This is a genomic window from Terribacillus saccharophilus (assembly GCF_002272075.1).
In the GTDB taxonomy this organism is placed as follows: Bacteria; Bacillota; Bacilli; order Bacillales; family Amphibacillaceae; genus Terribacillus; species Terribacillus saccharophilus_A.
In genome coordinates this window covers 55,658-70,909 of the sequence record NZ_NPBJ01000022.1, presented here as the reverse complement: position 1 = coordinate 70,909, position 15,252 = coordinate 55,658, and the positions used below count along the sequence as shown (strand labels likewise).

At 44.8% G+C, this 15,252-nt stretch carries 15 protein-coding genes and 1 riboswitch; of the genes, 9 read left to right on the top strand and 6 right to left on the bottom strand.

Annotated elements, in window-relative coordinates; translation table 11 throughout:
- Positions 1-38 precede the first annotated feature (38 nt).
- The 3 genes from CHH48_RS11510 to CHH48_RS11500 all read left to right on the top strand — a co-directional run bounded on the left by CHH48_RS11510 (position 39) and on the right by CHH48_RS11500 (position 1,929).
- On the top strand, positions 39-476 hold the full coding sequence (locus CHH48_RS11510) for a DUF2188 domain-containing protein (protein ID WP_095219200.1): 438 nt from the start codon (positions 39-41) through the stop codon (positions 474-476).
- A gap of 139 nt (positions 477-615) precedes the next feature.
- A complete protein-coding gene (locus tag CHH48_RS11505) occupies positions 616-1,527 on the top strand; it encodes a DUF1002 domain-containing protein (RefSeq protein WP_095219201.1) in 912 nt (303 codons plus the stop codon).
- Positions 1,528-1,542: 15 nt separating this feature from the next.
- Complete coding sequence (locus CHH48_RS11500; protein WP_095219202.1) at positions 1,543-1,929, top strand: RidA family protein; 387 nt, start codon at positions 1,543-1,545, stop codon at positions 1,927-1,929.
- A gap of 35 nt (positions 1,930-1,964) precedes the next feature.
- On the opposite strand, the gene CHH48_RS11495 is transcribed toward CHH48_RS11500, so the two are convergent.
- Positions 1,965-3,188, bottom strand: coding sequence for an MFS transporter (locus tag CHH48_RS11495; RefSeq protein ID WP_095219203.1), 1,224 nt, complete (start codon positions 3,186-3,188; stop codon positions 1,965-1,967).
- A 234-nt stretch (positions 3,189-3,422) separates the two neighbouring features.
- Here CHH48_RS11495 and helD point away from each other — a divergent pair, with 234 nt between their 5' ends.
- Complete coding sequence (gene helD, locus CHH48_RS11490; RefSeq protein ID WP_095219204.1) at positions 3,423-5,735, top strand: RNA polymerase recycling motor HelD; 2,313 nt, start codon at positions 3,423-3,425, stop codon at positions 5,733-5,735.
- Between the two features lie 32 nt (positions 5,736-5,767).
- Here helD and CHH48_RS11485 read toward each other — a convergent pair whose 3' ends face one another.
- Positions 5,768-7,201 (bottom strand): anion permease, encoded by a 1,434-nt coding sequence (locus tag CHH48_RS11485; protein WP_095219205.1) that lies wholly within the window; start codon positions 7,199-7,201, stop codon positions 5,768-5,770.
- A 306-nt stretch (positions 7,202-7,507) separates the two neighbouring features.
- Positions 7,508-8,368 carry an NAD(P)-dependent oxidoreductase gene (locus tag CHH48_RS11480; protein WP_095219206.1) on the bottom strand — a complete coding sequence of 287 codons (861 nt, stop codon included), beginning with the start codon at positions 8,366-8,368 and terminating at the stop codon, positions 7,508-7,510.
- 103 nt (positions 8,369-8,471) lie between these two features.
- Here CHH48_RS11480 and CHH48_RS11475 point away from each other — a divergent pair, with 103 nt between their 5' ends.
- The 3 genes from CHH48_RS11475 (at position 8,472) to CHH48_RS11465 (ending at position 11,433) form a co-directional block, all read left to right on the top strand.
- The gene (locus tag CHH48_RS11475) at positions 8,472-9,470 is read left to right on the top strand and encodes an LLM class flavin-dependent oxidoreductase (protein WP_095219207.1); all 999 of its coding nucleotides are present in this window, start codon (positions 8,472-8,474) and stop codon (positions 9,468-9,470) included.
- A 63-nt stretch (positions 9,471-9,533) separates the two neighbouring features.
- Positions 9,534-9,645: riboswitch (SAM riboswitch) on the top strand.
- Positions 9,646-9,748: 103 nt separating this feature from the next.
- Positions 9,749-10,768, top strand: a complete 1,020-nt coding sequence (locus CHH48_RS11470) for an LLM class flavin-dependent oxidoreductase (protein WP_095219208.1) — start codon at positions 9,749-9,751, stop codon at positions 10,766-10,768.
- Between the two features lie 74 nt (positions 10,769-10,842).
- Complete coding sequence (locus tag CHH48_RS11465) at positions 10,843-11,433, top strand: NUDIX hydrolase (protein ID WP_095219209.1); 591 nt, start codon at positions 10,843-10,845, stop codon at positions 11,431-11,433.
- A 38-nt stretch (positions 11,434-11,471) separates the two neighbouring features.
- Here CHH48_RS11465 and CHH48_RS11460 read toward each other — a convergent pair whose 3' ends face one another.
- Both CHH48_RS11460 and CHH48_RS11455 read right to left on the bottom strand, forming a co-directional pair.
- Positions 11,472-12,701, bottom strand: a complete 1,230-nt coding sequence (locus CHH48_RS11460; RefSeq protein ID WP_095219210.1) for an aminopeptidase — start codon at positions 12,699-12,701, stop codon at positions 11,472-11,474.
- A 52-nt stretch (positions 12,702-12,753) separates the two neighbouring features.
- Positions 12,754-13,260, bottom strand: coding sequence for a hypothetical protein (locus tag CHH48_RS11455; protein ID WP_095219211.1), 507 nt, complete (start codon positions 13,258-13,260; stop codon positions 12,754-12,756).
- 107 nt (positions 13,261-13,367) lie between these two features.
- Here CHH48_RS11455 and CHH48_RS11450 point away from each other — a divergent pair, with 107 nt between their 5' ends.
- Both CHH48_RS11450 and CHH48_RS11445 read left to right on the top strand, forming a co-directional pair.
- The gene (locus CHH48_RS11450; RefSeq protein ID WP_095219212.1) at positions 13,368-14,120 is read left to right on the top strand and encodes a 2OG-Fe dioxygenase family protein; all 753 of its coding nucleotides are present in this window, start codon (positions 13,368-13,370) and stop codon (positions 14,118-14,120) included.
- Positions 14,121-14,139: 19 nt separating this feature from the next.
- A complete protein-coding gene (locus CHH48_RS11445; protein ID WP_095219213.1) occupies positions 14,140-14,649 on the top strand; it encodes a GNAT family N-acetyltransferase in 510 nt (169 codons plus the stop codon).
- Between the two features lie 6 nt (positions 14,650-14,655).
- Here CHH48_RS11445 and CHH48_RS11440 read toward each other — a convergent pair whose 3' ends face one another.
- Complete coding sequence (locus CHH48_RS11440) at positions 14,656-15,204, bottom strand: histidine phosphatase family protein (RefSeq protein WP_095219214.1); 549 nt, start codon at positions 15,202-15,204, stop codon at positions 14,656-14,658.
- Positions 15,205-15,252: the final 48 nt, after the last annotated feature.

Below are 15,252 nucleotides of genomic sequence, written 5' to 3'. Positions count from 1 at the left end.
AATAGTATATACATAAAAAACGCAAAGGAGTTTTTAGCATGCCATGGACCATGGACGATTATCCTGCTTCGCTTAAAAACCTGGACAAGCCAGTAAAAAAGAAAGCCATAGAAATTGCCAATGCTATGGTGGATGAAGGCTATGACGAAGGCAGAGCTATTCCCATTGCAACCAATCAGGCGAAAGAGTGGAAGTCGAATGCTTCTGAAAAGGAAGTAAAGGACTTTCTGAAGAACGATGATCCGACAAAACGTGACTCAAATGCCTCACATAGTAATCCGGATTTGATTGATAATGCGGAGGAAGTAGTTCCACATGATGATGGCTGGGCAGTGCAATCAAAAGGATCAAAACGCCCGTCACAGGTCTTCGATAACAAGCAGGACGCAATTAAACGAGCGAAAGAGATTGCAGATAATAAAGGGACAGAGACGATTATCCACAAAAAAGATGGTTCTGTTCAGAAGCGTTCTTAGTAGAGGGCTGTATCACTAGTGATACAGCTCTTTTTGTATGTCGGCCTTTTCTACATGCTAGGATAATGCTTTATTTATTCCTAGAAAAGCTTATAATGGGGAAAGCAAGACCATAATGAAGAAAAGGTGGATCATTTCCATGAGAGGGTTAACCAAATGCATAGCGGCTTGTTTCGCCGTTGCTTTGATGTTCAGCTTTACCTTTTCCGATGTTGTATCCGCAAGTACAGGAAAGAACACGGATAGTATCAATGAAAAATTCGGCTTGCCGATTGTCGTAGTTGGAGATTCATTATCAGAAGCACAAAAAGAACAAGTCAGAGAAGACCTAGGTGTTACAAATACGGATAATATAGAAGAAATTCCGGTTACAGCCGATGATATCGTGAAATACATAAATGGAGATGCTAATTCCAGAATGTATTCTTCGGCGATGATCACAAGAGAAGATGAGGGACATGGGTTGGCTGTCCAAATCGTTACACCTGACAATATTACGCAGGTGACGGTAGATATGTACAAAAATGCTTTGCTGACAGCTGGTATCGAGGATGCGACAGTAGAGGTAGCTTCCCCGGTGAAGGTTAGCGGCCATTCTGCTTTGACAGGCATTTACAAAGCGTACGATACAGCAGACGGTAATCTTGATCCGGAACGGACAGAGGTAGCCAATGACGAGCTGGATCTTGCGACAGATTTAGCGCAGAAGGAAGGCTTGGATAACGAGAAGGTTACCCAGCTCTTAACGGATATCAAACAGGAAATTGCCGAGCAAAATCCTGCAACTCGGGAAGATGTCGAGCAGATTGTAACAGATCAGCTGAGCAAGCTGGAAATCAGCCTGAGCGATGAAGATCGTCAGCTGCTTATTGACCTCTTCGATAAAATGCGGGAACTGGATATCAATTTCGATGGCGTGAAATCACAGCTTGATGACATCGCTACTACAATCCAGGACAAGATCGATGAAGTGGCCGGTAATGATGGTTTCTGGCAAAGTGTGAAGGATTTCTTCAAGTCGATAGGTGACTTCTTCAAAAATCTGTTTTAAATAGGAGAGATATGTATGCGCAATATCATTCAAACTGACAAAGCACCACAAGCAATCGGACCTTATTCCCAAGCGGTTGAAACTGCAGGAACTGTCTATATTTCCGGTCAGATTCCATTGGATCCGGCAACAGGAGAAATGGCACAGACGATTGAGGAACAAACAGATCAAGTGATGAAAAACCTGGCTGCAATCTTGGATGAAGCCGGATTATCATTCGATCAAGTTGTCAAGACAACGATCTTCCTTACATCCCTGGATGACTTTACAGCTGTGAATGAAGTATACGGACGTCATTTGTCCGAGCCATTCCCGGCACGTGCAACAGTAGAGATTTCCAAACTGCCTAAAGGGGCGAATGTTGAAATCGAAGCGATTGCCGTCCGAAGCTTTAATATGTAAAAAAAAAAGATTGCCGAACATATCGGCAATCTTTTTTAAATGGAAGAGGTTCGTGTTTTTGCACGAGCATTCCGGATGTGTGCAGTGAGCAAGGTAATGCCGCAGATAATGAGCAGTGCACTTGTCATGTAAAATACTGCTGAAAAGCCGAAGTAACCAGCCATCATACCGCCAAGTATCGGACCGATGAAGTTTCCGAGGAACCGGAGGCTGTTATTATATCCGAGTACTTCTCCTTGCATCGTAAGCGGAGCTGCTTGCCGGATATAGGCTACTCGTAAAGGAATGATTCCACCGATCGCCATGCCGAGGAGCAGGCGGACGACAGCGAGTTCCCAAACAGAACCAACCAAAGCGCCAGGTATATAAACGATACCAGCAGCAAAAATAAGTCCAATCAGAATCTTCACATACCCGATACGGTCGCCAAGCTTCCCCCAAGTCCTTGTCATGAGCAGATTGCCGAGACCGGCCGCTGAAAATGCGATACCAGAGTAGAATGCGATATTCTCAGGTCCGTGTAGCTCTTGTACATATAAAGAAAGTATCGGCTGAACACTGAAGTTGGCAATCTGAATCAATGAACTTAAGATGAGTACAACTAATAAAATCGGGTCACGCAGAATATGCGCCAGCACTTCTCTTGAGGTGTAGTGTGACTTTTCGCCTTTTTGAATCTTGACCGGATATTCCTTTGTGCCGAAAGTGACCAAGATGGCAGAGGTGAAGACACTTATCGATACAAGCAGGAAAGTGCCATGGAAGCCGATACTGTCTGCAAGAATTCCGCCAATCAGCGGGCCGAAAAGCATACCAGTGATACTGCCGGTTTGTAAGGTGCCAAGCACTCTTCCAGCAATGTGGCTAGGTGTTTGTGTCGATATGAATGCTTGAGATATGCCGATAAAGCCTGTAAAGATTCCCATGAATACACGAAGCATGAATAGCTGCCAAACATTTTCGGTGAATCCGAGCAGGAGAATGGAAACCCCCATGCCGAAGGAAGATATGATCAGAATCAACTTTCGTCCATGCCGGTCACCGAGTTTCCCCCAGAAGGGCGAGCAGATGAATGCGGTAACAAAAGTCACCCCGAAAATGATACCTGACCAACTCTGAACCTCCCGTTCAGATAATGTGCCGAATGATGAAATATATAAGGACAGAAATGGCATGATCATACTCAGGCTCGCCGAAATGAAGAAGTTGGCAAACCACATGATAAACAAATTACGCTTTGCGAGCTGTTCGTCTGTCATGAATGAAAAACACTTCTTTCGCGTTAATATTTCGATTCCCTAACTAATTATACACACGAATAGAAAGGATATGCAAAGGGATAGCCTGGAAATAACCGGATAGAGAAAAATTGCAGGGGAACAATGAACATGGTAAAATAGAGGATGTTCTGCTAATATAACATAATTTAGCAAACCATTTAAAATTATACAATATTTATATATAAATGTCAATTGTTTTGGAGGGACGTCGCTATGACAGAAGATGAAAAGGATTTGAAGGACGAACAAGCCCGTGTGGCCAGCGTCCAAGAGACGATTGAAAAGAAACGAGAAAAAACAGCAGGCTTAATACAAGGTCTGAGAGAAAAAGTAATCGATCTGCGTAAGAACTTCTGGGAGGATGTAACGGTAAACCTGGATGAAGCGGATGATGTGAATGAAACACAGGCTAGCTTGAAGCAGCAAGCAGAGCTTTTAGGTGAACGAGAGCGGACACATCAGCAGATTCACAATGAAGTGAAGACGCTGGATCGACTGCAGCGCAACCCTTACTTTGGCCGTATTGATTTCAGGGAAGAGGGCGCTGATCACGACGAAGAAATCTACGTAGGCTTAGCGAGTCTGATGGATGAGAAAGAAGAGGATTTCCTTATTTACGATTGGCGTGCACCAATCTCCAGTATGTATTATGATTTCTCACCTGGTGGTGCTTCATATGAAACGATCGAAGGTAAAATACAAGGGGACATGACACTTAAACGCCAGTTCATCATCCGTAACGGAAAGCTAGAAGCCTTGTTCGATACTGGAGTAACGATTGGCGATAGCCTGCTGCAGTATGTTCTGGGCGGTAACGCAAGTACGGAGATGAAAAGTATCGTAGCTACGATTCAGAAAGAGCAGAATCAAATCATCCGCAATGAGTCAGCAGCTAATTTAATTGTACAAGGAGCAGCAGGCAGCGGAAAAACATCGGCTGCACTGCAGCGTGTTGCGTACTTGCTCTATCATTATCGTGATCGCATTACAGCAGAAAATATTGTGCTGTTGTCGCCGAACCCGCTGTTCAACAGCTATGTCTCCAATGTCCTGCCAGAGCTTGGCGAAGATAATATGAAACAAGCCACTTTTTATGCCCATATGGATGCTCAGCTGGAAGGCAGAGAGACAATCGAGACACCATTCGAACAAATGGAGTATATGCTGCTTGCTTCCGGAGAGGAAAAAGAGCAGCGACTGGCTGGGATTCAGTATAAAGCAAGTCTTGATTTCAAACGGTATATCGATGACAAGCTGGAAGAATTCAAACAAGCTGGGCTTATCTTCAAAGATGTCAGCTTCCGTAAGCAGCGCATCGTGAGCAAACAGGAAATCCAATCTCATTTCTATAGTCTATCCAATTCTTTACCACTTTCGAATCGAGCAGAGCTGACCGCAGCTTGGATCGTAGAGAAGCTGCAGCTTTGGGGTGAGTGGGAAACAAGGAAAGATTGGGTGCGGGAAGAAGTAGAGCTGATGGAGAAGGAAGACTATGTCCAAGCCTTTTCCGAGCTTCAGAAGAAAGACCGCACAGATACAGATGACTTTGAGGAGAACAAGCAGGAAGAAGAGATCCTTCGCAAGTGGGTTGTCGAAAGGAAGCTTCGCCCGTTGATCAAGAAAGTGCGTAAGCATGCTTTCATCAATGTGAAAAAGTCTTACTTGCGTATGCTGACAGCTGAAAGACGACCGGAAATGCCAGCATCATGGACGGATCTTTATGAAACAACCAAGAAAAATCTTATTCGCAAGTACATGAATTGGGAAGATGTGACGCCATTTGTCTATTTCCGTGATAAGGTGCTTGGTGATCGTTCGGATAAAACAATCCGTTATGTGCTTATTGATGAAGCGCAGGATTATTCTGCTTTCCAATTCGCTTATTTACAGCAGGCCTTCCCTAATGCGAGAATGACATTGCTTGGTGATATCAACCAAGCAATTCAGGCGCATGCTCTGACAGGGGAGAATGTACTCTCTGGTAATACAGCTGACAGCCATCGGATCGAGCTATGGCGCAGCTATCGTTCGACAAGACAGATAGTCGACTTCACGAAGGAACTCCTGGACCATGCCAAGCAAATCCAGCCATTCAACCGGGATGGAGAGCTTCCGACGCTGACGAAAGCGAATGGTGAAACGGAAAGACGCCGACTAGTCCTGGAGAAAATCCGTTCTTTGCAGGAATCAGGCTATGAAACAATTGCAGTTATCGCTAAGACAAGCAAAGAGAGCAAAGAAGCGCATAACTGGATCAAGGAAGAAATGGAAGCTGATCTGATTACTGAGACAACTTCCCAATACAAAAAAGGTTTATCGGTTATTCCGGCTTATTTGGCCAAAGGTATCGAGTTCGATGCGGTTATACTGTATGATGTCTCAGATGAGGCGTATGGCCATGAATCGGAACGCACTTTACTTTATACAGCTTGTACACGAGCGATGCATGAACTGCATATGTACAGCGTTGGCAACTTGAGTCCGTTTATTGAAGCGGCAGATTCTGCTACTTATACAAGCAAATAAAAAACAGGAATCCATAAGGATTCCTGTTTTTTTTACCATAGACCAATTAGTTTCCACCATAGTCCGCCGATACCGATCCAGACGATCAAGTGAATAATGGAGATGAGGAAGCCGAGCCCCCACCATTTTTGCTGGGTGACGAAGCCAGCGCCAAAGAATACCGGTGCAGGACCACTGCCGTAGTGTGTCAGACAGCCGAACAAGTTACTGAAGAAAGCTAACAATAGGGCTGACAATAATGGCGGCGCACCAGCAGCCACAACTACTGAAAGAAAGGCTGCGTACATGGCGCTCACATGTGCTGTGTTACTCGCAAAGAAATAATGAGAGTAGAAATACACGATAGCCAATACAAGCAATGCCACAGGCCATGAAAGTGTACTTACAACATTCCCCATAATATCACTGAACCAAGGTACAAGACCAAGTTCGTTCAAGTAATTCGCCATCATAACAAGCACAGCGAACCATACGAGTGTATCCCATGCACCTTGTTCTTGTTTGATATCAGACCAAGTCAATACTTCTGTCAGTAATAGAACGACAAGTCCGATGAATGCTGCAGTCGTAGAGCCGATTCCGAAGCTTTCGCCGAAAATCCACAATACAAGGAGAAGCAGGAATACGCCGATCATATACCATTCAGAGCGCTTTAGTTTACCCATGCTTTGTAATTTCTCTGTAGCCATTTCAGTCGCCTTCGGTGTCTCCTTGATTTCAGGAGGATACAGCTTGAAGATGACGAAAGGAATAACAATCAAACTGATGATACCAGGCACGATGGAAGCAAGAATCCAGCTTCCCCATGAGATTGATTGACCAGTAACACTCTCAGCAGCACTGGCTGCCAATGGGTTTGCTGCCATTGCTGTCAGGAACATTGCTGAAGTGATCCCGTTTCCTTGGTAGGATGCAAAAGTCAGGAAGGAACCAATTTTGCGCTCTGTACCATCACCGCTTTTAGAACCATATGAACTTGATAATGACTGGATGATTGGGAAAATGATACCGCCGGCACGAGCAGTATTAGATGGCATGGCCGGTGACAGAATCAAGTCACTGCCGATCAACGAGTAAGACAAGCCTAAAGTCTTTTTACCGAATAGGCGCACGAACAAATAGGCAATTCTGGACCCGAGACCAGTTTTGATGAAACCTCTGGAAATAAAGAACGCAATGACGATGAGCCAGATTGTACTATTCTGGAATCCGCTCAACGCTTCTTCTAGTCCGAGTGTCTTCGTCAAAACGATAGCCGTCAGCGAAAGGATAGCGACACTGCCCATTGGCATCGGTTTAATGATCAGACCGATGATCGTAGCGACGAAGATAGCAAATAAATGCCATGCTTCTGCTTGTACACCATCTGGTGAAGGGACGAACCAAAGGATTACGCCGATCAATACAGTGATTAGGAGCGGAATCCATTTGACCTCCCGTTTTGGTTTGTTAGATGAATCAGCCATGATGAAGACCCCTTTAGAAAGATAATAAATTAATAAAACCATAATTATCTTAGCATAAAAATATTGATATAAAAGTATTCTGCTGGTAGGGTGCCTATTTTTAACTGATTTAAAAAATTTAATAAATCATACAGATAATAATGATTATAATTTGGTGAAAATAAGCAAAAAAATTACTTCACATGAATTAAGTACCTTATGCCTACATACCCTGTACATATTGTTAATATGCCAATGTTAATTAAAAATAATAGATGAGAATAAAAAAAGAATCCGAAAAAATTCGGATTCTTTGTCTAATATGTGTCAATCTCTTGCTAAAAGTGCATAAACGGCAGCGACATCCTGTTTGCCATAGCCGTTCTTTTTCGCTAATGCATACAGTTCTTTAACACTGTTTGTCATCGGAAGAGGAGCGCCTGCTTCATAAGCTGTTTCGGAAATCTGCTGCAAGTCTTTGTATGCATGCTCCAGAGGAAATTGCGGATCAAAGTTCTGCTGGAGAATCGTATCCCGTTTCCCAGCTTGGATATCACTTGTCACAGGCAGGGCGAGCAATACATCCATCAGATGCTCCCGATCAAGACCGACTGCTTCCCCAAAGCTGATTGCTTCAGATAAACCAGTCAGAGACTGAACAAGCAGCATATTCACTGCAAGCTTAGTAGATGAGCCATTACCATTGACGCCCATATGCTGGATGCTTTGTCCCATTTTCTCAAGCAGCGGGGTGATCTCTTTAACATCTTGTTCGTCTCCGCCAACTAGAAAGTGCAGTTTACCTTGCTGCGCCGGAGCCTTTGAACCTGATACGGGTGCATCAACAAAACGGATATGATGCGCACGAGAAGCTTCAGCCATCTCTTTTGTGAACGCAGGTTTTACGGTACTGACATCCACCCACAAACTATTTTCCTTCATGCCGCTGAAAAGTCCATCTTCCCCATAAGCAACTGCTTGGACAGCAGCTGGGTCTGTCAGCATCGTAAATACGATATCAGCTTGTTCCCCGACTTGCCGTGGCGATTCTGCCCAGTTAGCACCTTTATCCAATAGTGCTTGGGCTTTTTCTTTTGTGCGATTAAAGACTACTAATTGTTCGCCTTTTTCGAGCAGGTTTGCTGCCATGTTTTGTCCCATGATTCCTAATCCGATAAATCCGATCATTTGAGCACCATCCTTTTTATTCGGTCATTTCTAGCATACAGAAAAACGGATTGTTTTTAAAAGTCTTTCGCACAGGATATGATACAAAGAAGGAGTGGGTAGAATGAAGCTTAGTATATTGGATCAATCCCGAATCAAAGAAGATGGCAATGCGGCAGATGCATTGGAAGAAACAGTGAGGCTGGCAGAGCTCGCTGATCAGCTTGGGTATACGCGCTTTTGGGTGTCCGAACATCACGCTGGCAGCTTGGCTCATAGCAGTCCAGAGCTTCTGATGGGGCATCTTGCTGCCAAAACCTCCCGCATCCGTATCGGATCAGGCGGTGTTATGCTGCCTCATTATAGTGCGTATAAAGTGGCTGAAAATGCAAGATTGCTCGAAGCACTTCATCCAGGAAGGATCGACCTTGGGATCGGGAGGGCTCCTGGCGGTATGCCAGCCGCAAAAAGGGCACTGCAGGAGCATAAGGCTGTACCGGAGGATTGGTATGATCGGCAAATACGTGATTTGCTTCATTATTTGGATATAAGAAAAGAAGAAAAGCATCGCTTCGGAGATCTGGTAGCAATGCCGAACATTAACACTGCTCCGTCTGTCTGGCTCCTTGGCGGAAGCGCAGGCAGCGCTGGTCTTGCTGCATATCATGGAATCGGGTTCGCTTATGCCCAATTCATACGTGGAGATAAAGATGCAGCAGTGCTGGATGTGTATCAGAAAGCCTTCCAAGAAGGGAAGCATCAGCCGCAAATGATGGTAAGTCTGTTTTTATTCTGTGCGGAGACGACAGCAGCTGCACAAGCGCTGGCGAAAAGTCATGAAGTTGCATCGCTGCTTCAGGAACAAGGGAGACCAGTCAAAGGGATGCTGCGCCCGGATAAGGCAGCAGACTACAAAATGTCTCCTTATGAAAAAGAGCGTCTTGAGGACAATCGTCCTACCATGGTAATTGGGACACCAACTGAGGTGCTGCAGCAGCTTGAAGAGCTGGAAGACTATTACGGCGGGGAAGTTGAGTTCATGCTCACCAGTCCAGTTTATGAAGAGAAAGCAAGACAAGATGGGTACCGTCTTTTGATGGAGGCACATCAGCGTAAGCAATAGCAGTTATTCTGTTTGAATCAGACACTGCTAATCTGGTATAGTAGGAAGTACAATTCATAAGAAATCTTATAACGAGTGGTGGAGGGAAAGGCCCGATGAAGCCCGGCAACCCACTGTAGGAGGGCAGTCCTGCAGGAAGGTGCTACGACCTGCAGCAAAAGCTGCGTGATAAGATGACGACGGCTGCAATACAGAGCTTCTTCTCATCGAAGAAGCTTTTTTAGTAGAATCGATGTGTCGTTCGGTAGGATTTCCTATGTGCAAAAGGAGTAATAACAATGAAATATGCATACTGGCAGCCAGTTTCAAGCAGCTGGCTGCGTCATGTGGAAGATGGAGGACCGCTTAGCCTGTCAGATGTGAAGGAAACTGCGCATACGGCTGAAAACTTAGGATTCGATGCGGTCTTCCTGCCAGACACCTACCTATACCAAGGAAAAAATGCCGGTCAGCAGCTGAACTTTTGGGAAGCTGCTGGCGCTATTGCGGAGGCAACCGATAAATTGCACATTATGGCGGCAGTCCGGCCAAGCATCGATCAGCCTGTGGAAGCAGCGAGACAGGCAGTAATGATTGATCAGATTAGTAATAGCCGTTTTTCACTAGCGGTCGTTTCTTTCTTGCGTGAAGAGGAGCAAAAACGCCTAGATGGTGATATTGCAGGATCAGAGGATTTCTATATGCAAACAGAGGAATTCTTTGAAGTGCTGCGCGGAGTTTGGACAGCTAGCAGTTACACATATGATGGCTTGTACTATCAAGTACAGCATGTCGATTATTTACCGGCAGGCAAGACCAAAGAGATTTCGCCATTATATGCTGGTGGAGAAAGCGACTATTTACGGCAGACAATTGCCGAGAAATGTGATGCATATGTAATGAAAGGCGGCTCTGTACAGGAAGTGGCCAGTATGATCGCTGATATGCAGATTCGTCGTGAGGCAGCTGGCAAATCTCCATTTACCGAATTCGGTATGACAGCTTATGTCATTTGCCGTGAAACGGAGGAAGAAGCCTACCAGGAATGGGAAAGAATTACCGGCGGAGATTACGAATCATATGTAACAGAGGAAGAGCTGGCACAAAAAAGCAAAATTAGCGATGATGCTGTTTCTGCAAGAGGGCTTCGGCCGCATCTGGTTGGTACCCCGTTACAAATTGCACAGCGGATACTTGCATACGAGCACGCTGGTGTCAGTCTTTTGCTGCTTCAGTTTTCGCCGCATATGCAGGAGATGGTGCGGTTCGCGAACGAAATCATGCCACTAGTCGAGGAAATGCGCGATAACTCGATCTGATTGGAAATATACGGTAGACAAGCCTGGAGATATCGCTTACATTAGTAAAAAAGGAATAAGTATGGGGGCAAAACATGGAGCTATTGACGATTTTCGATGAGCAGCATCGGGAGCTTGGGGTGAAAGAAAGAGAGGAAGTCCATCGTGATGGAGACTGGCATGAGACTTTCCACTGCTGGTTTATAGAACATGATGGTACAGAACTATACATTTATCTACAGCAACGTTCTTTCAATAAAAGTGAATTTCCCGGGAAATACGACATTACTGCAGCTGGTCATCTGGAAAGCGGCGAAACGCCTGTGGTCGGAGGCTTACGTGAAGTGCAGGAAGAATTGGGTGTTACGCTTCAAGAGAGCGATCTTTTTTATAAAGGAATCATTCAAGAAGAATTATTCGCCAAAAATTTAGTCGATCGGGAGTTCTGTCACCAATTCTTCTACTACTTAGAGGAACTGCCGGATATTCTTTTAAACGAAGAAGTGCTACAAATCGTACGGATGCGTGTAAATGATTTGGAAAAGCTCGTCGAGGGAAAAGCGGCAAGCGTAGAAGCGGAAGTTGTTGCAGGAGCTCCACGTCAGCGGATCGAAGTAGCGAATGAAGAACTGTGTCCTCATCAGCTTGGCTATTACCGAGAAGTACTCATGATTTGTCGTACATAGCAAAAGGAGCAGCGTTACGCTGCTCCTTTTCTGTGTCTTTAAAAAGCCCAGTTTCCTTTTTCGAAGATAGCTTCAGTTGTTCCATCTGGCGTTTCGCCTGTGATGGATAATTCTCCGGAACCAACCATGAAATCAACATGGGTCAGACTGTAGTTAAAGCCTATTTCCATCAATTCTTCTTTTGATTTATTGCGAGCATCCTTTACGCACATGCCAATCGCTTGGCCAAGAGCCAAATGACAGGAAGCATTCTCATCGAATAAAGTATTATTGAACACGATCCCAGACTGAGAAATAGGCGACTGGTGCGGTACTAGCGCAACCTCTCCAAGGAATTGTGCCCCTTCGTCTGTTTCAAGCAAATTCTTCAATGTTTCATAGCCTTTTTCCGCTGTGAAGTCTACCACTTTTCCTTTCTCAAAGGTAAGGGAGAAGTTCTCTAGCAAAGTTCCTGCATAATTCAATGGTTTTGTGCTGCTAACTGTTCCGTTTACTCCTGTCTTTACAGGAATAGTAAATACTTCTTCAGTAGGGAGATTCGGGATATATGTAGAGCCATCTTCTTTCATAAATTCGGCGCAAGTCCAGAAGGAATCAGGATGCAGTTCAATTGTCAAATCTGTTCCAGGTCCCTTATAATGCAGCTTGCGATAGTTACGTGCATTTAAATGGTCAGCATTCTTTTTCATAGCTGTAACATGCTGTTCCCACAGCTCAACTGTATTTTCCTTATCAGAGCGAGTTGTGAAGAAGATAGCATCCCATAGCTTGTCGATAGCTGACTGGCCTTGTGAATCAGGGAAAACAGATTCGGCCCATTCTACAGTTGGCACCGATGCAATTAGCCAGTTCACACGGCCATTCGTTTTGTGGGCTTGATAGCCTTGTCTGGCAGCGCCCATTGCTTTCGTATAACGGGCAACTCTAGCAGAATCGATTCCCTCAAAGAGAGATGGATTCGGTGTTTTGAGCTCCAGGAAAGCAGTATCGGCTGCTGCTAGTTCTTCATACACACGGCCGCGGAATGGAGTGAAGTAATCCAAATCATCTTCTTTTGCAAGCTTCACTTTTGCTTTTGTAATGTTATCATCCTGATAATCGACAATAACATCACGTAAGCCAGCTTCGTATGCTTTCTGAGCTACCACCTTTGTAAAAGGAGCAGCAGCTAGATCGGCTACAATCATCAAATCCTGTCCTTGCTTTACTTTCAAGCCGATATGCAGCAGTAGCTCGGCGTATTTTTCTAATTTCTGTTCGAATTGCATTCAAAATCCCCCTTTAATCATACTATCTTCATATTTTACCAGAAAATTATGACTAGAGCCGATACTCGAGCGAGAATTTTGCGATCGGCTCAAAATGGGCCGAATGCTTGATATGGCGAGGGAAGATCCAGCGTCTGGATAGCTGTTTCCGGGCACTGGTCAAATCGGTTCTGGCACCGCTCCAGAATGCCTGCCATACAAACTTTGTGCAATAATTCCAAGCAGGGTCTGCCAAGGCGCGGCTAAAACGGTATCCTTTCATCAAGCTAATGGAACGTTCAGCCCACTCTGCTGCACCAGACGGATCTATTTTTGGCCGGAGCAGCGTGATTGTACCGCCATGATGGTGACGGGACAGGTATGATGTTAATGATTCGGTGATACCGCCAGATGGATGTGCATGAAAAATTCGTCCATCGCTTCCGACGATACCGGCATGACTGAAGAAGTAGGTGGAAGGACCGATCGAGCTGTATAGTACATCACCGGCCTGCAGCAGCTTCTGAATAGTAGAAGCTGTCTGAAAGAGCTTCTCAAATTCTGCTTTGGATTTTCTCATTTAGGTCACTCCTGTTCAAATGTCACAAAATCGCAAACGAAAGCATGTTCCTTTATCTCTGCATGTATTATGATAGAGAAAGATTAAAGATTTGTGGAGGTTTAAGCATGAACGCATTAGAGAAACAAGGGTACAGCATATATGACTTACAAAAGGATCTGGCATATGAGGGGATGGAACAGGATTTAGCTGAAATACAGGCTGTTTTCGATACACTGCCGGCAGACAGCTATGCCTTGGATTTAAATCGTTACCGCCGCTATTCACGGGCAATCATATTCGACAAAGATGGCCGTTTAGAATGGCTGCCTGGTATTGAACGTGAAAACGGAAGCATGGCGCAGTATTTCCAAGGACGCTTCAATCCAGAGTACGTCGATTCCTACCGTGAATTTCCATCCCTTCCGGATCATATCCTGGAAAATAAATTATTACAGAAAATCATCATGCACGATTATCACGAAACTTTCTGGCGTAAAGAAGATCTAATTCTGCCAGTACATGCAGGCATTCATTTCGTAAAGCTGGAAGTGACAGAAGATGGACAAGAGGGCGTCTCTTCGCCTAACCTGATTCATCAGGATGGGGAACCATTTACATTTGCTCATCTAATTAAGCGCGATAACGTTGTTGGAGGTCTTAACATCATTGCGACTCCTGCTTGTGCAGGAAAGCTGCCGAAAGATGCAGACTCCAGTCAATTCCATGAAAGCTTTGAAATCCATAAGCCATTGGAATCCTACGGAGTACATGACGAGGCAGTCAGTCATTATGTCAGCCCAATCAAAAAAGGGGAAGCGGATCGCCCAGGTGTACGTGCGATTCTATTAATTGATTTCCAGCCAACTGTATTAGCTTAAATCCAAAAGGGGGATCAGGATGACAGTTACTATACGTGAAGCAGTAAAAGATGACTGTAATAGAATCGGTGAAATCAGTATGCTCAGTTGGCAGTTTGCTTATCAGCATATATTGCCGGCTGACTATTTAGCTGCTATTCGTCTGGAAGATAGAGCAGCTCGGTTTGAGAAGGTGCTGGAATCCGGATCCTTACTTCTTGTAGCAGAAGCAGACGAAACGATTGTTGGCTTTATCAGCGGAGGCAGATGCCGGGAAAGTGTACATTCTGATTACGATGGAGAGGTATACGCAATTTATCTTGATCCCAATTATACGAAGCGCGGGATTGGAAAGCTGCTTATGCAATCATTGGAGAAGCGGCTTACAGCGGAAGGGATGACGGGTGTCGTCGCTTGGATGCTTGTCGGCAATGAGGCGCGGCATTTTTATGAAGGCTTAGGCGGAAAGAAAATTGCCGAAGATAAACTTCAGATTAATGGAGCCTCTTATCCTGAAATCGCATATGGATGGAAAATAGCGGACAGATGATGTCCGCTATTTTTGTATGGATAAAGGCTCGGCTTGTATGTATTGCTGCCCATCAAAGGTAAGCTTCCAAATAGCCGGCATCGGCAGCTGTTTCCAGAAAGCATAATCGAATTGATTGTCATAATGACCCATCGTCAGCACCATCAGATTTCCATGCGTTCCGATGGCGACCCGTTTACCAGGATAAGCAGTGAGTATATCTTGGAGGGCATCAAGACCTCTTTTTCTCGCAGCTTTGTTCGATTCTCCACCTGGAAACTGATATTCTTCGTATGACCATAATCGATCCATAGCTTCCTGAAAATCATCAACCGGATCAGCAGCAATTTGCCGCTCTCGCAGTCTTTCATCCAGTATAGCAGTAGAAGCATCACTCACAATTGTTTCCCAAGCGCGCCGATAGGGACTTGAGATATATGAGTCTACTTGTTCAGTTGCTAATAACTTCTGAACTATCTTCGCATCACTGTAACCCTTTTCAGATAATGTCCGATTTCGTTCATCAGGTGTATAAATGGTATGCGCATGACGCACAAGATAAAGTGTTGTCAGCATAATTCTCCTCCTTCACTTTATTCTACCAATAATGGAAGGGGCGATTTG